This is a genomic window from Nitrospiria bacterium, assembly GCA_035498035.1.
In the GTDB taxonomy this organism is placed as follows: domain Bacteria; phylum Nitrospirota; class Nitrospiria; order JACQBZ01; family JACQBZ01; genus JACQBZ01.
The window spans coordinates 1-18,327 of sequence record DATKAN010000010.1; the positions used below are offsets into that span (position 1 = coordinate 1).

19 protein-coding genes are annotated in these 18,327 nt (G+C 57.2%); 14 read left to right on the forward strand and 5 right to left on the reverse strand.

The features are described 5' to 3' along the window. Positions 1–143: 143 nt before the first annotated feature. The 7 genes from VMN77_01165 to VMN77_01195 all read left to right on the forward strand — a co-directional run bounded on the left by VMN77_01165 (position 144) and on the right by VMN77_01195 (position 7,338). Positions 144–974 carry a YihY/virulence factor BrkB family protein gene (locus VMN77_01165; GenBank protein ID HTN42389.1) on the forward strand — a complete coding sequence of 277 codons (831 nt, stop codon included), beginning with the start codon at positions 144–146 and terminating at the stop codon, positions 972–974. 7 nt (positions 975–981) lie between these two features. Next, on the forward strand, positions 982–1,845 hold the full coding sequence (locus VMN77_01170) for a phospholipase A (protein ID HTN42390.1): 864 nt from the start codon (positions 982–984) through the stop codon (positions 1,843–1,845). Positions 1,846–1,976: 131 nt separating this feature from the next. Further along, entirely contained in the window at positions 1,977–2,717 is a 741-nt protein-coding gene (locus VMN77_01175; protein ID HTN42391.1) for an intradiol ring-cleavage dioxygenase, read from the forward strand. A gap of 180 nt (positions 2,718–2,897) precedes the next feature. After that, positions 2,898–3,575 carry an OmpW family outer membrane protein gene (locus VMN77_01180; protein ID HTN42392.1) on the forward strand — a complete coding sequence of 226 codons (678 nt, stop codon included), beginning with the start codon at positions 2,898–2,900 and terminating at the stop codon, positions 3,573–3,575. Between the two features lie 303 nt (positions 3,576–3,878). Beyond that, positions 3,879–5,462 (forward strand): hypothetical protein, encoded by a 1,584-nt coding sequence (locus tag VMN77_01185; protein ID HTN42393.1) that lies wholly within the window; start codon positions 3,879–3,881, stop codon positions 5,460–5,462. 122 nt (positions 5,463–5,584) lie between these two features. After that, positions 5,585–6,703, forward strand: coding sequence for a hypothetical protein (locus VMN77_01190; protein ID HTN42394.1), 1,119 nt, complete (start codon positions 5,585–5,587; stop codon positions 6,701–6,703). A gap of 170 nt (positions 6,704–6,873) precedes the next feature. After that, complete coding sequence (locus VMN77_01195; GenBank protein ID HTN42395.1) at positions 6,874–7,338, forward strand: hypothetical protein; 465 nt, start codon at positions 6,874–6,876, stop codon at positions 7,336–7,338. A gap of 79 nt (positions 7,339–7,417) precedes the next feature. Here the strand turns inward: VMN77_01195 and VMN77_01200 are convergent, their stop codons facing one another. Together VMN77_01200 and ettA are read right to left on the reverse strand one after the other, a co-directional pair. Further along, positions 7,418–8,353, reverse strand: coding sequence for a peptidase MA family metallohydrolase (locus VMN77_01200; protein ID HTN42396.1), 936 nt, complete (start codon positions 8,351–8,353; stop codon positions 7,418–7,420). A gap of 46 nt (positions 8,354–8,399) precedes the next feature. Continuing rightward, positions 8,400–10,079 carry an energy-dependent translational throttle protein EttA gene (gene ettA / locus VMN77_01205; GenBank protein ID HTN42397.1) on the reverse strand — a complete coding sequence of 560 codons (1,680 nt, stop codon included), beginning with the start codon at positions 10,077–10,079 and terminating at the stop codon, positions 8,400–8,402. Positions 10,080–10,899: 820 nt separating this feature from the next. On the opposite strand from ettA, the gene VMN77_01210 reads away from it, so the two are divergent. Genes VMN77_01210 through VMN77_01225 form a run of 4 tightly spaced genes read left to right on the forward strand, consistent with a single transcriptional unit; the run spans position 10,900 to position 12,953 of the window. Beyond that, on the forward strand, positions 10,900–11,628 hold the full coding sequence (locus VMN77_01210; GenBank protein ID HTN42398.1) for an SIMPL domain-containing protein: 729 nt from the start codon (positions 10,900–10,902) through the stop codon (positions 11,626–11,628). A 50-nt stretch (positions 11,629–11,678) separates the two neighbouring features. Continuing rightward, complete coding sequence (locus VMN77_01215) at positions 11,679–11,888, forward strand: DUF2007 domain-containing protein (GenBank protein ID HTN42399.1); 210 nt, start codon at positions 11,679–11,681, stop codon at positions 11,886–11,888. A 9-nt stretch (positions 11,889–11,897) separates the two neighbouring features. Beyond that, positions 11,898–12,404 carry a DUF4395 family protein gene (locus VMN77_01220; protein ID HTN42400.1) on the forward strand — a complete coding sequence of 169 codons (507 nt, stop codon included), beginning with the start codon at positions 11,898–11,900 and terminating at the stop codon, positions 12,402–12,404. 42 nt (positions 12,405–12,446) lie between these two features. Next, positions 12,447–12,953 (forward strand): heme-binding protein, encoded by a 507-nt coding sequence (locus tag VMN77_01225; GenBank protein HTN42401.1) that lies wholly within the window; start codon positions 12,447–12,449, stop codon positions 12,951–12,953. Positions 12,954–12,956: 3 nt separating this feature from the next. On the opposite strand, the gene VMN77_01230 is transcribed toward VMN77_01225, so the two are convergent. After that, positions 12,957–13,400, reverse strand: a complete 444-nt coding sequence (locus VMN77_01230) for a cupredoxin domain-containing protein (protein HTN42402.1) — start codon at positions 13,398–13,400, stop codon at positions 12,957–12,959. A 133-nt stretch (positions 13,401–13,533) separates the two neighbouring features. Here VMN77_01230 and VMN77_01235 point away from each other — a divergent pair, with 133 nt between their 5' ends. Then, positions 13,534–13,875: a DUF488 family protein gene (locus tag VMN77_01235; GenBank protein HTN42403.1), complete on the forward strand. Its 342-nt coding sequence runs from the start codon at positions 13,534–13,536 to the stop codon at positions 13,873–13,875. A gap of 7 nt (positions 13,876–13,882) precedes the next feature. On the opposite strand, the gene VMN77_01240 is transcribed toward VMN77_01235, so the two are convergent. Further along, positions 13,883–14,377 (reverse strand): C40 family peptidase, encoded by a 495-nt coding sequence (locus tag VMN77_01240; protein HTN42404.1) that lies wholly within the window; start codon positions 14,375–14,377, stop codon positions 13,883–13,885. Next, entirely contained in the window at positions 14,378–16,066 is a 1,689-nt protein-coding gene (locus tag VMN77_01245; GenBank protein HTN42405.1) for an EAL domain-containing protein, read from the reverse strand. A gap of 243 nt (positions 16,067–16,309) precedes the next feature. Between VMN77_01245 and hemL the strand changes: the two genes are divergently transcribed. Together hemL and VMN77_01255 are read left to right on the forward strand one after the other, a co-directional pair. Then, positions 16,310–17,593: a glutamate-1-semialdehyde 2,1-aminomutase gene (hemL, locus tag VMN77_01250; GenBank protein ID HTN42406.1), complete on the forward strand. Its 1,284-nt coding sequence runs from the start codon at positions 16,310–16,312 to the stop codon at positions 17,591–17,593. A gap of 103 nt (positions 17,594–17,696) precedes the next feature. Next, entirely contained in the window at positions 17,697–18,269 is a 573-nt protein-coding gene (locus tag VMN77_01255; GenBank protein ID HTN42407.1) for a D-sedoheptulose 7-phosphate isomerase, read from the forward strand. Positions 18,270–18,327: the final 58 nt, after the last annotated feature.

Consider the following 18,327-nt stretch of genomic DNA (forward strand, 5'->3'; position numbering starts at 1 on the left):
GTTGACCAATTTTTTAAAACCCGGTACAATCCCGCATTATAATTCCTATCCAAATCCGGCCGCTTTTCCAGATTTCATACGTCCCGGCCCGGTGGAAAAGACCGATGATCACCCGATTCGATTTTCGCCTTCCGTGGCGGATTATGAGAGCAACGGTCCGCCAATTCCTGACGGCTCAGGGACCGTTCCTGGCCTCCGGATTGGCCTTTGATCTGCTCCTTTACTGTGTCCCGCTCCTTTTTCTGATCCTTTCGGTCATGGGTTTTCTCCTCGCCCGGAAGGAGCAGATTGAAGTGGCCAAAAACCTCCTGACCCAGGTGATGCCCGGGGCCCATCAGGTCATCACCGAGAATCTTACGATGATCGTCGCGAGCCGGAACCAGTCCGGACTGATCGGGTTCCTCCTCTTCATCATGTTCAGCATGACCATGTTCGGGTCGGCCCGCACCGCCTTGAATGCCGTCATGGCGGTCACGCGGCCGGGCAATTTTTTCATCGGGAAGGGGGTCGATCTTTTGGTCTCCGTGTTTTTCGCCGGCCTTTTCGGTCTCACCATCGCGGTGCTGTCGCTGCTGTCGGCCCTCCGGGGATTGACGGACCGGATCTTCTTTCTCGGCGCCATCCTCAGACCCGGCTGGATGCTGCTCAGCGAGGTCCTCGGCTTTCTGTTCACGGCGGTGCTCTTCTACGTGCTGTACCGATTCTGCCCGGCCCGGACCTGCGGGCGCAACGCGCTCTCCATCGCCTCGCTGGCGGGAGCGGGGCTGTTTGAAATATCAAAATGGGTCTTTGCCTGGTATGTCTCGAGGGCCCGGGACTTCGCCCTTGTGCACGGCACGTTGAACGGCCTGCTATTCTTTCTTCTCTGGGTTTATTATGCCTGCGTGGTTTTTCTCTTCGCCGGCGCCTTGGGATGGGCGGTGGATCGCGAGACGGCGTCCCTTTCCCCGCGCGGACCCTTACCCGGAGACTAATCCTCCGGTGCGGCCGCGGACAGACAGTCGAATAACCCTCTTCTTCCTGACCGCCCTCACCCTGGCCTTCGTATCGGCGTCACCCGCCCGCTCGGAGGAAACCGGGGATTCCAGGCCCGGGTTGTACTTTACCCCCCACAAGCTGAATTATTTCATTCTCAACGGGCTGCCGCCCAACGATAACGCGCAGGTCAAATTCCAGATCAGCGCGAAATATCAGGTGGTCGAATGGTCCGACTATCATTTCTATTTCGCCTATACCCAGAAATCGTTCTGGAATATCGGAAAACCTTCCATGCCCTTCGAGGAAAACAACTACAACCCCGAAATCTTCATCTCCCGCACCTTCGACCGGCCGATCCGGGGAAATCTTGAGCTCCACGACGTCGCCGTCGGTCCGATCGAACACGAATCGAACGGCTTGGACGGTCCCGATTCCCGCAGCTGGAACCGGACCTATGTCGCCTCCTCCCTCGGTCTTGAACCTCGAAAGCCCCTGGCCGAGACTCCCGCGCTGATCCGGTACCGCTTTCTTTTCTCGATCAAGCTATGGGTCCCTTACGACACGGGAAGCGAGGACAAATATCTGGAGTCCATCGGCAAGGGGAATGAACGTTTTACAGATTACGCCGGATGGGGCGAGGTCAGGATAAATCTCCGGGACCTTCTCTGGCCCAAGAATCAACTCGATATTACGACCAGGATCCTCAATGACTGGAATAAAGGGGGCTACGAATTCGGGTTTCATCAGAATATCCCCAACACCGATTTCTATTTATACGCCCAGTACTGGTACGGCTACGGCGAGAGCCTGCTGCGGTTTGCGGAGTCGGATCGAAGGTTCAAGGTGGGGTTCTCGTTCTTTTTTTAACGGATCGCGGCGTTTATATATATAATGTATGGGCGGCAACGCGCTGCGGCCCGATATGAGAGATCCGGGCAACAACAGCGGGTCGCCCCGACAAATGGGTTGATGGTTTTTATTATTGGAGATCGTCTCCGATGCCTCGTAATCTGAGTCGACGGGAGGTGCTCGGCCTGCTGGGGGTTGCCACCGCCATGCTGACGGGTTGTGGACCCGGATCGTCAAGTCCGCGATGGTTGACGGGCCTTTTGTCCCGGAAGCCGGCTGCGGCGGCGCTGCCTCCCTGCATCGTGAGGCCGGACCAGACGGAGGGCCCCTATTTCGTGGACGAGCGGCTCAATCGAAGCGACATCCGTTCGGATCCTTCTGACAACTCGGTGAAGGAAGGCCTTCCGCTCCAACTGACGCTTCGCGTTCATGAAATCCGCGACAAGGACTGCACGCCGCTCGCGGGCGTCATGGTGGATATCTGGCACTGCGACGCGAACGGCGTTTACGGGGACGTTCGGGACCGGTCGTTCGACACGCGGGGGAAGAAATTCCTGCGCGGCTATCAGATCACCGACGCCGACGGGAGGGCCCGCTTTCTGACGATCTATCCCGGTTGGTACCCGGGCCGGGCCGTCCACATTCATTTTAAGATCCGCACGAAACCCGAGTCCCGACGGGGCTATGCCTTCACGTCGCAGATTTATTTCGACGATGCCCTTACGGACCAGATTCATGCCCATCCGCCCTATGCCGCAAAAGGAAAAGGCCGGGTGAGGAACGAGCAGGACGGCATCTTTCAAGACGGCGGCGATGAATTGATTCTCCCGTTGACCCAACAACCGCCAGGATACGCCGGAACGTTTGATATCGGGCTCGTGCTGGCGTGAATCACCGATGGTACGGGCGCAGCATGCTGCGCCCCTACGAACCATTGACCATTCCTTTAAATCCCGATACAATCCCGTGTCATTATACACACCTTCCCCAGCGCGGCCGTTTCCCCACTCGATTAAACGTCCCGGGCCACTGGGATAATTTAGGCCGTCCCCAGTATGAAGAGAATCACAATGCCTGTGCTGGTTCTCGTCGCACTCCTGATATTTATAAACAGCAGTCCTGCATGGGCATCGGCCCCCGTAGAATTGGGAGCCGAGATCCATGCGGGTTGGTCCGATTTCTCGAATCCGGATTCAGACCCGACATTGGATTCCCACTCCATTCTGGGATTCGGGCTCCAGGCTCGGCAAGGCCGTTTGAGCCTTGAGCTAGGCGCGGATTGGATCGAAACGGAAGTCTCGCAAAAATTCATCGAGGGATTTGGTATTTTGCCGATTCTGCTCGTTGGGAACGTCCTAACCGTAAAAGGGAATTTGACGATCGTTCCGATTCTGCTAACCGGACGACTCCACCTCGGAACAGAAGGGGGAATGATCGACCCCTATATCGGAGGGGGTGGCGGTTATTATTTCTTATCGTATGATCCCGGTTCGACGGCAACCTCGATCACCGGCGGCAATTTATCGCATGACATCAATTTCCAAAGCACGCCCGGTATTCATGCAAACCTTGGCCTTGACATCCGGGTCACTCCCGTCATGACCTTCACAATCGATGCGCGGTACGTCTGGGCCAATGCCAAGGTGAGCTATAAAGGGGATCTGGCGGGTTTGAACTCCGGGGCCAATCCCCTGAGCCTCGATGGTTGGGTGACAACGTTCGGAATTAAGTATTACTTCAAAAACTAATTATTGAATCCGGTTGCCCCTACCGACCATTGACGATTTTCCACAATAGCGTTACAATCCTGCATCATTATATATACCTCCCCCAGCGCGGCCGTTTCCCCACTCGATTAAACGTCCCGGGCCGCTGGGGGAGAAGAGCTTTCTCAAAATATACTCTGAACCAATCTATTTCAGACAAGTAGGTACTCCCCTCCTCCGCGCCGGCCGAGGGATCGGGGGTAGCGGATTTCGTAGGGCCACGGCGCGCCGCCCCGCCACTAGAAGGGATCAATTCTTTTGACAGAAGGTCGATATAGAAATGGGTTGCTGTTGCTTCTGATAACTTTATTGACGTTGGGGATCGGTTATGCGGGGTGCGCAACCAAGAAACATTCCACCGTTATTGAGATTCGCTACCTTGTTGTTGTAGACCCTGCCCTCCCTTTTGTCGAAGACTACCAGATTAATAATTGGCTGGAGAAGGTCGAGGAAATATTCAAAGAGGCTGATGATATATCAATCCATTTCGTCCCCGCAGGAAAAGTTCACTTAGAGACCTTTTTAAGGGGTGAACAATGGGGACAAAGAGATTGGTTCCAGTCACAGAAGTTCAATGCACAGATCGATTCTCTCATCGAATCACGGCTGAGACAATATGACTTAAACTATATAAAGGATTATTTTGAGGACATCAAAAGAAAAGGACGCCTGAGCCAAAGTTTTTTTCTGAAAGATGTTCAAAATGCTCAAAAGCTGGATATCGATTTTTTTATAATGGAGATCAAAAAATATTTAACGGCTAATATTGAAGCATTTAGGGAAAAGGTAAGAATTCATGAGGATCAAAGCAGTGATCATATAAAATTCTCCCTCATGGCCGGTTGGCAAAATGCGCTGCGAGACTTGAAAGGCGCCGACATGATCCTGACCAACGAGATCGGGGCCGATATCTATACTTTGGGGGATGTGTTTAATGAGAACAGTTTTCGAGTTAGCTTTACTCCGGGGTTGGCGGATTTTGAGACGTCTAGAATACTTGTAAGTGCATTCCCTTGGCTTTATGCGCGGCCGCAGGATTCGGTCAAAGACTATACCCCGGCCAAGGATTATTTCACTTCCGCCGTGATTAGTCATGAAATTGCACATGCCATCTTTCACCTTCAACACGATTTCACAAGGGGTGACTTCATTATGAGTGCCTCAGAAAATACACAAAGTAACTGGTTCAACAGAAAGCCTCGGTTTTCCGAAGAGAGTAAAAACGAGCTTCATGCCTGGGTCCTTGTTAAAGAAGCGCGCCAATTGGAACACGAGCGACGGCACCAGGAAGCCATCACCCGACTGCAGGGCGCGATACAAGTAAAAAAGGATTATCTACCCGCCTATCAGATGCTTGCTGGAATTTACGACCAGGACGGCCAAAAAGAATCGGCCGCACGGATAAGACAGGCGAGCAAAGAGATTGATGACCGCGCCCATTGGCTTGAGAATTATTCCCGAGTTGCTTTTGCAAGTTATGCGAAGGGCAAAGAATTAGAATTGCTCGGCCGATCCGACGAGGCTATTGAAGAGTACAAAAAAGTTGTATATGGTGAGAATACAAATAATGCGTTGAATTACGATTTGCTCAATGACCTTATTATAGAAGCATACAGGAATATGGGCATACTCTATACAAACGAAATGAAACACGATGAGGGCATAAAAGTTTTAAACAAGCTATTGCAGATTCAGCCAAAAGACCCCAAAGCGCTTTACTTATTGGGAAGGAATTACTATTTTAAGAACGACAAACCGAATGCTGTATGGGCTTTGAAAAGTTTCTTGGCCTTAGAACAAGAAGGCCTGGATGCAGAGTCAGCGAGATCTCTTTTGAACGAACTCTCACAAGATAACGACGTAAAGTGAAGGAAATAAATATTGTGGTACTGCTCTCCCCTCCCCCGCGCCTGCCGAGGGATTGGGATATGAACATCATTTTGGTCTAAATACATTTTCGCTTGATTGTTTGTAATACCCGAGGATTAACCGTGAACGAGTTTTTTAAAGTAACCTTCCATTTGCTGACATTAGCCATCCCAGCCTGCGTAGCCATAGCCGGTTGTGCCTCTGAATCGTCTTTTGCCGGGAAAAATACATTAGGAAGATCCTCGACGCTACCTTTCTCCGACAGTATCAGACTATTGTCTCCTCAGGAATCGGCTCAGATGGAATACGGGGGAAAGTCTGGAACCCCTGTGGTGCTAACCAAACCAATCAGAGGTGCAAATCTGAAGCAATATAAAAGTTTTGATGCCAATATCGCTATTCTGCGCAACATAGAAGGTAGGGAAAAGGCAAACCAATATAGTCAAGTTATGCGCCAAACATCAGCGGATATTATGAAACAGCGCGGTTTTAAGGTGGTCGATCCCAACGATTCTGACGCCGGTGTCGCCAGCGTCTTTGCACCATTCCAGGCCCAATCCGGAAGGACGGCCTTTGAACTTGTTGTGATCGTCTTTGATCGCAAAAAAGGCATGGACATCATCAATGAATCTCCCGGAAAAAAGGGGTTGTCTGCAATTTATCAATCCGCCGCCTGGATATCTGTTGCGCGGCTCTATCCCCAGATCGATCTCGGTCCAGAGCCAAACCCGACCGAGAAAGAAACGCTTTCCGTCCTAAAGAAGCTCTTTGACGCTGCATTTAACAAATTTATGTCTAAAACAGAATATCCCCAGATCCATTTTGACAATCGAATTTGGACAGAAGGGCACCGGGCTAACAGAACGGGAGGATTCATTGTAGAGTTTGTCCATCAGGGGGAAACGGTTGAAAATTGGACCGAGTTGGTCACCTGGGAATTTTTTCAAACTTTAAAGACCGACACCCTTGAAGGCACGATGGACCGGATGAAACTTTACTTTTCTGAAAAACATCCCAACATTACGTGGAATGTGATAAGCAAAAGCGATACAGATTTGATTTACGAATGGAAATTACAGAACGATCCAACTAACGAAGATCAACATGAGATTGCGCGAATGATGCGGGGTGAAAATGGCATTCACCTCATACGCTACACAATCAAAACCCCCAACATACCCTCTCAGAAACGTGAGGAATGGCTAAATTTGTTGAGAGAAATTAAATTTGAGGGTTCATAATAGGTATTTCTCACCGCCCCCCCTCCCCCACGACTGCCGACGGATGAAGGTTAATGTTTCCGTAAGGAGGCCCGAAGGGGCCGACTTTTCGGATCCATCGACAGGGTCGGAGTTTGTTTGATTAACCGCGGATGGAACGAGTCTTTTTCTAACAGCAGGAGGAATGAACCATGTTTCAATGGCTGAAATCACTGCTTAAGACGCCGGAGCCGGCCGGTCCGTCCCGTACGATCCGGACCTTCGGCGCATCGGATCAGCCCATCTCCACAGCCTCGGCCGCGTATCAAGATGGCTGGATTTTTGAAACGAACGGAAACCAGACGTTTCGCCTCTTTGAGGTTCCGCTCTCCGGCATCGAGCAGTGCAGGGTGATCTATCGCGCAAAACTGAAGACCGAGAAGGTACAGGGCCGGGCCTATCTTGAGATGTGGTGCCAGCTGCCGGGACGCGGAGAGTTCTTCTCCAAAGGATTTCACCACGCCGTTAAAGGAACAAACGACTGGGCTACGTATGAGACCCCTTTCTACCTAAAGCGCGGCCAGCAACCCGACCTCGTCAAGCTCAATCTCGTCATCGAAGGCGGCGGAAAGGTCCGAATCAAAGAGGCCGAGCTGTTTTACATCCCTCTCAAATAGGAATTGGATTCATAAAATCCCTAAAGAACCCCTCCCTTCCCCCGCGCCTGCCGAGGGAATCGGGATTTCACCCTGAGGTTCATTCATCCTCCTCCCAAACCTCGTCTTTGTATTTCCGTTTCCGGACCAAGAACCGGATGAATCCCAGAACGGTGAGGACCGCCCCGAGGAAGAACAGGATGGCCGGAAGCTGGTTGCTCACGTAGACGATCCAGGTCACCTCCTGTTTGAGGTGGTCCCGCCAGGCGGCCTCAAGCTCCCCGAAGGAAACCGCCAGCGCCCCCTCGACGGCGTCCTCGATCCGCTTTCCATCCCGCAAGCCGTTCAGGATCCGTAGCAGCCCGGCGCTTCCGTAGCGCTGGACGATAAACTCCACAAAGCTCCGGCTCTGCTCGTAGGCCAGGGACAGGGCCGGGTCGTCCGCCGGGAAGGGCCCGGCCAGGGAGTTGAAGGGAACCCATTGCCCGGAGAGAACGGCCTGTTTGAGCCGGGGGCCGGTTCCCTCCATCAATGCGATCTCGGCCGTTCCGCCGCTGACCCACTGGGCCACCCCTTCGTCCAGCCACCGGGGAAGTGCGTCCTCCGGAATATGGCGGTGAAGGATGAGATGGGCCAGCTCATGTGTCAGGATCGGCTCAAGGCTGAAGGGATCGATCCGCACCCGGGCGTTGTCGATGACGATCAAGCCCCGTCGGGGTACGGCAAAGGCGACCGCGTAGCCCCCAGCCCCCATCTCCGCAAAAACCTCCCGATCCTTGACGATCATGATCTCCGGCCGGGAACCCAGGGTCCATCCCAATCGGCTCTCAAGATTCCGAAGGATCCCGGGGTAGGACGCCGCCGTCTCCTGTGCCACGCCGCCCAGGGGCTCATCATAACGGATGACCGCCTCGTCCGTTTCAATGGACCCGATCTCGCGCGCTAACGATGGAAGGTTCGGGAGTACGGCCAGGGTTAGGATGAGAAGGAAAAGAATCCGTTTCAAGGCTGGGGTCGATTCCTGGGGATCGTCCACGGATCGCTCACCGACAGTACAACCCGAAGTGCCAGGGGCACTTCGATCAACGGGTTAACTTCTTGTATTTGATCCGGTGCGGCTGGTCGGCGTCCGTGCCGAGACGCTTGTGTTTATCGGCCTCGTAGTCCTGATAATTCCCCTCAAACCAGACCACGCGGCTCTCCCCTTCGAAGGCCAGGATGTGGGTGGCGATCCGGTCGAGGAACCAGCGATCGTGGCTGATGATCAGCGCGCAGCCGGCGAAATCGAGCAGGGCCTCCTCCAGCGCGCGGAGCGTCTCGATATCGAGGTCGTTGCTCGGCTCGTCGAGCAGCAGGACGTTGCCGCCGCTTTTGAGGACCTTCGCCAGGTGGACCCGGTTCCGCTCCCCGCCGGAGAGATCCTTGATCCGCTTCTGTTGATCGGTGTTCTTGAAATTGAAGCCCCCGACATACGCCCGCGACGGGACCTCCCGTTTTCCGACCTGAATCACGTCCTTCCCGCCGGAGATCTCCTCCCAGACATTCTTCTTGTCGTCGAGCGTATCGCGCGATTGATTGACGTAGGCGATCTTCACCGTCTCGCCGATGCGAAGCGTCCCGCCGTCGGGTTTCTCGATCCCGGCGATCATATTGAAGAGCGTCGTCTTCCCGGCGCCGTTCGGCCCGATGATCCCGACGATCCCGCCCCGCGGGAGGCTGAAGGTAAGGCCGTCGATCAGGAGGCGGTCGCCGAACCCTTTCTTGATATCGGCCGCCTCGATGACCAGATCCCCGAGGCGCGGCCCCGGCGGAATGACGATGTCCTTCGTCTCGTTTCTTTTTTGCGTCTCCTCCGACGCCAGGGCTTCGTAGGCGCTCAGGCGCGCCTTGCTCTTCGCGTGCCGCCCCTTCGGCGCGGTGCGCACCCACTCCAGCTCGTGCTCGAGCGCACGGCGCTTCGCGGTCTCCTGTTTTTCTTCCAGGGAAAGGCGCTGCGTCTTCTGATCGAGCCAGGAGGAGTAGTTGCCTTCCCAGGGAATACCCTTGCCGCGATCCAGCTCCAGGATCCAGCCGGCGACGTTGTCGAGAAAATACCGGTCGTGCGTGACGGCGACTACCGTACCCGGAAATTCCTTGAGGAAGCGCTCGAGCCAGGCGACCGATTCGGCGTCGAGGTGATTGGTCGGCTCGTCCAGGAGGAGCATGTCCGGTGCCGATAACAACAGGCGGCAGAGCGCCACCCGGCGCTTTTCACCCCCGGAGAGTTTCGTCACGTCGGCCTCCCAGGGCGGAATCCGGAGGGCGTCGGCGGCGATCTCCAACTGCCGGTCGAGCTCCCAGGCGTTGACCGCGTCGATCCTTTCCTGGAGCTGGCCCTGCTTCTCGAGCAAGGCCGCCATCGCGTCATCCGACATCGGCTCGGAAAATTTGGCGCTGACCGCGTTGAATTCGTCGAGCAAGGCCTTCGTCCCGGCCACCCCTTCTTCCACGTTGCCCCGCACGTCCTTGGCGGGATCCAGGCGGGGCTCCTGCGGCAGGAAGCCTATCTTCACCCCCTTGGCCGGTTTCGCCTCCCCTAAAAAATCGGGGTCGACCCCGGCCATGATCCGAAGCAGGCTCGATTTGCCGGAACCATTGAGTCCCAACACCCCGATCTTCGCGCCGGGATAGAACGAAAGCGAAATATCTTCCAGGATCTTCCGCTTGGGAGGAACGATCTTCGTCACCTTGTTCATCGTGTAAATAAACTGATACGTCGCCACGTGAGGTCCTTCCTTTGATTCAATGGAACATGAAAGCGGGATCGCGATTTTCTATTGTTGTTCACCCATCATAGTGAGACCTCTCCTGGATGTCAAATGGCGCGGACTTGAGCTTCTCCGTTCCGAGTTTTTTGATTCCGAATTATCTCAGTTATCTTATTTCCGGGACGTAAAGAATAGTCTAAAACCTTTTTTTTGCCGGACTCCCCTCCTTCGCGCTTGCTGATGGATGGAGGATTATGGGTATTTTAGGGGCGCTTCACTATTAAGGGCAGAATTAGTCACAAGCTTTGCGGACAATGGCAGCCCGAACTTTGCCAATTTTGCCGTCCACATCCGCTTTGACGATTGATCCGGTTTTGTATCAAATGGATCCACTACCTCGGGTGGGGGAAGCGGCTGTTCGACCAACCAGGTTCCTGAGCCCACCTCTCTGATTCTCCTTGGCTCCGGATTCGCCGGGCTTGGGCTGTGGGGGCGGAAAAGATTGAAGGCGAATAGCTGAGTAAACGTTTAGAGCTAAAAAAGCGCCCGCCAGTTCTAGGCTGACGGGCGCTTTTTTTATGTCCGGGAATGGCTTGGAATTTGACCCATCATTTCACCCAGCCCCCCCCGCAAACATCACGGTCTACCCGCCGGAATATTTTATTCAGAAAAAATCTTAACCCTCCCTTTTATTGAAGCGCGCAGGGGCAGGGAACGCCGCGCCCCTACCATCGTACGATTTCCTTCCCTTTTCCTTCCTGTCTGTCGTATGGTAATATGTTATCCCGAATTTAGAATCCCCGAAGGTTGAGGTTTTCGTGCAGGGAGGATCGCGATGAATCGTCGTTCATTATATCTCACGGCACTGGCCATGATTTTCCTTGTAGGCCCGCGGATTACCGCGGCCTTCGGAGAGGACAAAGGGGATTCCCCCGGAGCTCCGGTGATCCGCACGCAGGGCGATGCGGTGCTGACGGCCGAGCCCGATCTGGCCGAGATCCAGATCGGGGTGCAGACGGAGGACCCGAGCGCGCAGGTCGCGGCCCAGAAAAACGCGGAACGGGCCGACGCGGTCCTCAAGGCGCTTCGCGAGTTCCTCGGCCGCGACGCGGACATCCGGACCGTCGCCTACTCGCTCAACCCCGTCTATCCCGTTCCGAGGGACGGAAAAAGCGGCGCCGTCCGCTATACCGCGACGAACATGCTCCGCGTCAAGACGGACCAGCTCAAGCGTGTGGGGGAGGTCATCGACCGGGCGAACAAGGCGGGGGCCAATATAAGCGGCGGACTCCAATTCAGGATCAAGGACGATGCCGCGATGCGGCTCAAGGCCCTCGAACAGGCCTCACGGGAGGCGCGGGCGAAAGCCGACGCGATCGCCTCCGCGCTCGGCATCAAGGTCAAACGCATCCTGGAGGTGGAAGAAATCGAACAGGGACCGAGGCCTTTTCCCCGCAACCGCGCCTTCGCCGGGGTCGCGATGGAGGCCGCGCCGACGCCGATCGAGGCCGGAACGCTCGAGATCCAGGCCGCCGTCGCACTGACCGCGGAGCTGACCCGATAAGGAAGGCCGGCGGCTGCGCCGTCGCCGCTTCGCGGAGCCGATGGACCTTTATGAAACGCATAAAATTGGTTCTGAATGATGTCCAGTGGTCCCTGGTCCGGGGCATTCTGGAGGAGGCCGGGATCCGATATTCGATTCTCAACGAGCAGTTCTCAAGCCTCTACCCCGGCCCGGCCCTGGGCGCCTTCGCGAGGGAAATCCTCGTGGCCGACGAGGACGAGGCAAAGGCCCGCGGACGGCTCGAGGAATTTTTCGAATAGGAGGTCGTCATGTCACGCGACGCTCAACTTAACTTCATCCAACAACAAGGGTTCAAGGACGCAAGCGCCGCCGTCTGTGAGACGCAATATCCCGCATTGATGTTCCAGCCGAGGCTCATCGGAGTGATCGTGGCGCTAGGATTGATCCTGCAGGCCCCGGCCCTGTTCCTGCTTCTCTCGGCCGTCCTGTGGTGGAACGTCCTCCTGCCGGCCCTCAACCCCTTCGACGCCCTCTACAACGGTCTGATCGCCGTACCGAAGGGGCTCCCGAAACTCAGGCCCGCTCCGGGGCCGAGGCGCTTCGCGCAGGGGATGGCGGCGTCCTTCATGCTCGGCATCGGGCTCTCCATTCTTTGGGAACGGCCTGTCGCGGCCGGGGTGCTGGAGGGATTATTGGTCGTGGCGCTCGCGGCCCTGGTCTTTGGAAAATTCTGCCTGGGGTCCTACATTTTTCACCTCATACGGGGCCAGGCCGCGTTTGCCAACCGTACGCTTCCATGGGCCCGGGGCAACTGATTCGGATATGCGCATCGAACCCAAACCGCAAGGAGGAGGGGTATGGACGGCTATCGTTTGATCGTCCTGTCCGGGATCGTGCTGGGTCTCGGTTGGTTTCCGCATCCGGTGAAGGCGCAGGGACTCCGGACCGAGAAAGTCCTGCCGCTGGCGCTCGCAGCCGAGGCGGCCGAGGCGGCGCTGGCCGCCTGCGAGGAACAGGGCTATCACGTCAGCGTCGCGATCGTCGACGGCGACGGGGTGGTGCGGGTCCTGATGCGCGGCGACGGCGCCGGTCCCCACACGGCGGACAGCAGCGGGCGCAAGGCCTACACGGCCGCGAGCCTCGGCCGGCCGACCGGGGATCTCGTCAAGATCGTCGCCGGAAACCCGGCCAATGAAGGGCTTCGAAATATGAATGAAAAAATTCTGATTCTGGCCGGGGGACTGCCCGTGAAGACGGGCGAGGAGGTGATCGGCGGCATCGGCGTCGGCGGCGCCCCCGGCGGCGAGAAGGACGAGACCTGCGCCCAGGCGGGATTGGATAAGATCAAGGACCGGCTGAAGTGAAGGTCAGTCTTTTACCCCCTGCACGGACAGGAGGACCAGCTCACCCTTCATGTTCGGATGCAGGTCGCAACGGAATTGAAAACTGCCCGGCCGGTTCGGCGTGAAGTGAATCCGGAGTGTTTCCCCGGGGTTGATGTAGACTCCGCTGATCCCCAGCCCGTAAGCGGTCCCGCCGGCCGTTTCCACCTGAACGTCCTGTTCCCGGAGATAGGGAGAGGTGAAGCCGTGCTGGACCTTGTCCAGATTTTTTAGGACGATGGTTCCCGGCTGATTCGGCCGGAGCGCCCCGCCTTGAAATTCGAAGGTATAGTTCCGGATGACGATATCGACCTGCGCGGTCTCCGCAGCGGTCAGGACGAAATCGCCTGCCGAAAGGAAAGACAATACCGCGGTCATCAATATAAACAATATAAACCCGGTCCGCAACCATCGTTTACGAATCCGCACGCGAAAAACTCCCGGAGCCCCTTGCGAGATCATGACTTGATTTTGACGGCCTGCTTGGGCAAGATAACAGAACCGGGATCGTGTGTCAAAGGAAATTCGGCCATGGAGCCGAATAGGGATGAGGCGCGCCGCCATGGTACGACTCAAGCGGGTCTATGAAAAACCCTCCAAGGAAGACGGGTTCCGGGTTCTCGTCGAGAGGCTCTGGCCGCGGGGGCTGACGAAGGAGAGGGCCGGAATCGATCTGTGGCTGAAGGAGATCGCCCCCAGCGACCGGTTGAGAAAATGGTTCGGCCATGATCCGGTCCGGTGGGAGGATTTCCGAAAACGCTACGAGGCCGAACTGAGGAAGAAAAAGGAAGCGCTCGATCCCCTCCGGCGCAGGATCGACGAAGGGGATGTGACCCTGGTTTACGCGGCGCGGGATGAAGCCCACAACAGCGCCGTGGCGCTGAAACGGTTTCTCGGTTATTAATTCTTGTTCAGAGCAGCCGACGCGCGCCGAGGTAGCGATCCCGCCAGTATTCTTCCCCGAGATTCTGGATATTGACATGCCCGCGGGCGCTGGGGGCATGGATGAATTTTCCGTCGCCGATATAAATTCCCACGTGAAGCGGCTTCTGGTGCTCGATCTTGAAATAGACCAGGTCGGCCGGCGCGATCTCGGCGACCGAAACCGGTTTTCCGGAATGGACCAATTCATGCGTCTCGCGGGGAAGGGCGAGACGGGCCGCCCGCCGATAGACGTAGCCCACGAACCCGCTGCAGTCAAACCCTTCCGGCGTCGTCCCTCCGAAGCGGTACGGACGGCCCAAAAGAGAACGCGCGGTCTTGATCACCTCGGACTGAGCCGGCGTGAACGATCGTTCGTCATCCTTTGGATGCCGTGGAAAATCCGCGCGGGGAGGGTTCCCGGCGCAGCCCGCCAGGAACACAAGCGCGAGGATCGTCATCCCGATGACCCGCCGCGGACCCATTCACGACAACCGGCGGTCTTCGGCCAAAAGCCCGGACATCTCATCCGCCGGCAAGGGTTGGCTGAAGTAATAACCTTGAATGAGGTCGCAGCGAAGCAGCCGAAGCAGTTTGAGCTGATCGGCCGTCTCCACCCCCTCCGCAATCGCTTTCAGACGGAGGTTGTGGGCCAGCGTGATGATCGCGGTCACGATGAGGGGATCATCGGGGTCGTCAGTGAGATGATGGATAAAGGCCTGATCGATCTTCAGCGTGTTGATCGGGAAACGCTTGAGGTAGCTCAAAGAGGAATAGCCCATTCCGAAATCGTCGATCGATATCTCCAATCCCATCGCTTTCAGCCGGCGGAGCGCCTTGACCGACGTCTCGGCATTCTGCATGATGCTTTCGGTCAACTCCAGCTCAACGCAACGGGGCTCGATCCCGGTTTCCTTCAGGACGCGGCCGACCGTCTCGATCAAATTCTTCTGCCGGAACTGGCGGGGGGACAAATTCACCGAGATCCGAAGGTCTTTGAACCCTCCGGAACGCCAGACCACGGCCTGGGCGCAAGCGGTCCGAAGAACCCATTCCCCGATCGGGATGATCAGTCCCGTTTCCTCCGCCAGGGGAATGAATTTTCCGGGGGAAATGAGGCCCTTCTCCGGATGCCTCCAACGGACCAGGGCCTCGACCCCGACGACCCGCCCCGAATCGAGATCGACCTGCGGCTGATAGTGCAGGAGGAACTCCTGGCGCTCCAAGGCCAGTCGAAGCGCACTCTCCAAGGAAAGCCACTCGCTCCGCTGTTTTTGAAAAACCGGATCATAATATTGAAAGCTGTTTCCGCCCTCCTCCTTGGCCCGGTACATCGCCATGTCCGCCGTCTTCAGCAGCGTGGAGGTATCCTCCCCGTCTTTGGGAGAGAGACTGACGCCGATGCTGGTCGTGACGGAGAGATCGCTCCCTTCAACGTTGATCGGCTTGATCAGGGAGTCGAGGATCTTTTGAATGATAAGGGAGACATCCCCTTCCCGGGCCAGGTCGGTCAGCAGGATCGCAAACTCGTCCCCGCCCAGCCGCGCGACCGTGTCGCCCGGACGAAGACAGAGCTTCAGCCGTTCCGAAAAGGCCACCAGCAGCGCGTCCCCGACATGATGGCCGAGGTGGTCGTTAAACTGTTTGAAGCGGTCGATGTCGAGAAAAAGGACGGCCATCACCCGCTTGCGCCATCGCAGCCGGCTCAATTCCTGCCCGAGACGGTCTTCAAAGAGCCGGCGATTGGGCAGATCGGTCAGGCCGTCGTGGTACGCGAGATACACCACCCGTTCCTCGGCCTGCTTCCGCTCGGCCATCTCTCTTTCAAGCGCTTCCTTCGTCTTGAGGTGTTCGTTGGATCGCTCTTCGACCTCCCGGAGCAGCCTCTGAACCTCGGTCTTTTCCTGTTCTTTCTCGACGAGCTCGTCTCTTAAACGGTCCAGGCGGGCGTGGGCCTGAATTACGTAAAGACAGAACAGACAGATCAGGACCGCCAGACCGGACAGGTAGGTGGACAGTTCGGCCCGGCTCGGCGCCATGGGGATGCCCATCAGATCCGGCGCGTAGATGGTGATGATCGTCAAGGTCAGGGCCACGATCACGGAGATCGATATCAACCATAAATGGCGATCGCGAGCCTTGATCTGGCCGATCCGTCCGTTTCCGGCCCCCATCCGCCTTCTCCGATGAACACACTAAAAAACCCCATCTTCCTGAACAGGAAGAGGGGTTTTCATCCATGAAGCCGACACGCGATTATATATCAAATATATAGTTCATCCGCCGATGCGTCAAGAGGTCAACGAGATCAGGGATATCATGCGCTTCCGTCATCCGCCCCCCCCCGGTCTTTCAACGGCGTCCGGGCCGGCCTGCTTGACAGCGCGATTCCTACGCCCTACAATACCTTTCCACCGATGAAACGCACACGATCCGCGCAACTCTTCGAACAATCCCAGCGTCTGATTCCCGGCGGCGTGAACAGCCCCGTCCGGGCCTTCAAAGCGGTGGGCGGACAGCCGCTTTTCATCGCGAAGGGCCGGGGGGCGAAGATCTGGGATGCGGACGGTAACGCTTACCTGGATTACGTCCTGTCCTGGGGCCCGATGATCCTGGGCCACGCCCATCCGCAGGTCATCCGGGCCATCCGGGCGGCCGCGACCAAGGGCACGAGTTACGGCGCTCCGACCGGGCTGGAGGTCCGCCTGGCCGGGATGATCCGGAAGGCCTTTCCGTCGATGGAATTGACCCGGCTGGTCTCCTCCGGAACCGAGGCCGCGATGTCGGCCATCCGGCTCGCGAGGGGTTTCACCGGCCGCGACAAGATCCTCAAATTCGACGGCTGCTATCACGGCCACGCCGACAGCCTGCTGGTGAAGGCCGGTTCGGGCCTTGCCACGCTGGGAGTGCCCGACAGTCCCGGTGTTCCGGCCGATCTGGCCAAGCACACCCTCACCGCCCCCTATAACGATCTTTCGGCCGTCCGAAAGATTTTTGATCAACACGGGCGGGAGATCGCCGGCCTGATCGTGGAGCCGGTCGCGGCCAACATGGGCGTCGTCCCGCCCAAGGATTTTTTCCTGCAGGGCCTGCGCGACATCACGCGGCAGTACGACAGCCTCCTGATTTTCGACGAGGTGATCACCGGCTTTCGCGTCGCGTTCGGCGGGGCCCAGGAGCGGCTCGGGGTGATTCCGGATCTCACCTGCCTGGGTAAGATCATCGGCGGGGGCCTGCCGGTCGGGGCCTACGGGGGAAAGCGGGAGATCATGGAGCGGATCGCGCCGTTGGGACCGGTCTATCAGGCCGGAACGCTCTCGGGCAATCCGCTGGCCGTGACGGCCGGGATCGAGACCCTCAAGCTTCTGAGTCGGCCGGGCGTCTACCGGAAACTCGAAGAGCGGTCGGAGCATTTATCGAACGGGCTGACCGACGCCGCCAAAAAAGCCGGCGTCGCGGTTTTCGGGTCGCGCTTCGCCTCGCTGATGACCCTGTTCTTCACGGACCGGATCGTGACGGACTTTGCCTCGGCCAAGACCTCCGACACCAAAGGCTACGCGAAATTTTTTACCGCGATGCTCGACGCGGGGATCTACCTGGCGCCCTCCCAGTTCGAGGCCGCGTTTCTCTCAACGGCGCATACCGACGCCGATATCGAAAAGACGATCAAAGCGGCCTACGCAGCGGTCAGGAAGATGTAATCCAGATCCCGACCGCTCCTTCAGCGACGCGCACGGGGTATTTTCAGCCTTCCCGCTTCCTTGACAATCCCCGCCCCTGAATCTATAATGCGCTATCGCCCCCATGATGAAATCCAAGATCAAAGAAGAGTTTTTGGAAAGCGCCGAGGTGAAGCGGCTCTTCGTCGAGGAGTCGGCCGACCTGATCGCCCAGACGACCGAGCGGATCATCGCCGCACTCAAGCAGGGCCGGAAAATCCTCCTCTTCGGAAACGGAGGCAGCGCGACCGACGCCTCCCATCTCGCGGCCGAGTTGGTCAACCGATACACCCAAAACCGCCGGGCGCTGCCGGCGATCGCGCTGACAACGGATCCGTCCGTGATCACGAGCATCGGCAATGATTCCGATTTCTCAGAGATCTTCGCGCGGCAGATTGAGGCGCTGGGACAAAAAGGCGACATCGCGATCGCCATCTCAACTTCCGGAAAATCGCCCAACGTTTTAAAAGGCGTCGAGACCGCGCGCAAGATCGGCATGGCCACGATCGGATTCACCGGCGGCGACGGCGGGTTGTTGGCGAAGCGGGTCGAACATGCCTTCATCGTCCCGTCCCCGGTCACGGCCCGCATCCAGGAAACCCATATCACCCTCGGCCACGTGATCTGCCGGCTGGTCGAAGAGGCCTTCAGCGAATAAACCTGAACGGGTGGCCGGAGGCGGGGCGCCCCATCCGCGCGCAGCCGGGGTCCCTACA

Excerpts from the sequence above, each read along its gene's own strand:
- VMN77_01165 (HTN42389.1), top strand. The coding sequence starts at position 144 with ATGAGAGCAACGGTCCGCCAATTCCTGACGGCTCAGGGACCGTTCCTG.
- VMN77_01175 (HTN42391.1), top strand. The coding sequence starts at position 1,977 with ATGCCTCGTAATCTGAGTCGACGGGAGGTGCTCGGCCTGCTGGGGGTT.
- VMN77_01180 (HTN42392.1), top strand. The coding sequence starts at position 2,898 with ATGCCTGTGCTGGTTCTCGTCGCACTCCTGATATTTATAAACAGCAGT.
- VMN77_01195 (HTN42395.1), top strand. The coding sequence starts at position 6,874 with ATGTTTCAATGGCTGAAATCACTGCTTAAGACGCCGGAGCCGGCCGGT.
- VMN77_01210 (HTN42398.1), top strand. The coding sequence starts at position 10,900 with ATGAATCGTCGTTCATTATATCTCACGGCACTGGCCATGATTTTCCTT.
- VMN77_01215 (HTN42399.1), top strand. The coding sequence starts at position 11,679 with ATGAAACGCATAAAATTGGTTCTGAATGATGTCCAGTGGTCCCTGGTC.
- VMN77_01220 (HTN42400.1), top strand. The coding sequence starts at position 11,898 with ATGTCACGCGACGCTCAACTTAACTTCATCCAACAACAAGGGTTCAAG.
- VMN77_01225 (HTN42401.1), top strand. The coding sequence starts at position 12,447 with ATGGACGGCTATCGTTTGATCGTCCTGTCCGGGATCGTGCTGGGTCTC.
- VMN77_01235 (HTN42403.1), top strand. The coding sequence starts at position 13,534 with ATGGTACGACTCAAGCGGGTCTATGAAAAACCCTCCAAGGAAGACGGG.
- VMN77_01240 (HTN42404.1), bottom strand. The coding sequence starts at position 14,377 with ATGGGTCCGCGGCGGGTCATCGGGATGACGATCCTCGCGCTTGTGTTC.
- VMN77_01245 (HTN42405.1), bottom strand. The coding sequence starts at position 16,066 with ATGGGGGCCGGAAACGGACGGATCGGCCAGATCAAGGCTCGCGATCGC.
- hemL (HTN42406.1), top strand. The coding sequence starts at position 16,310 with ATGAAACGCACACGATCCGCGCAACTCTTCGAACAATCCCAGCGTCTG.
- VMN77_01255 (HTN42407.1), top strand. The coding sequence starts at position 17,697 with ATGATGAAATCCAAGATCAAAGAAGAGTTTTTGGAAAGCGCCGAGGTG.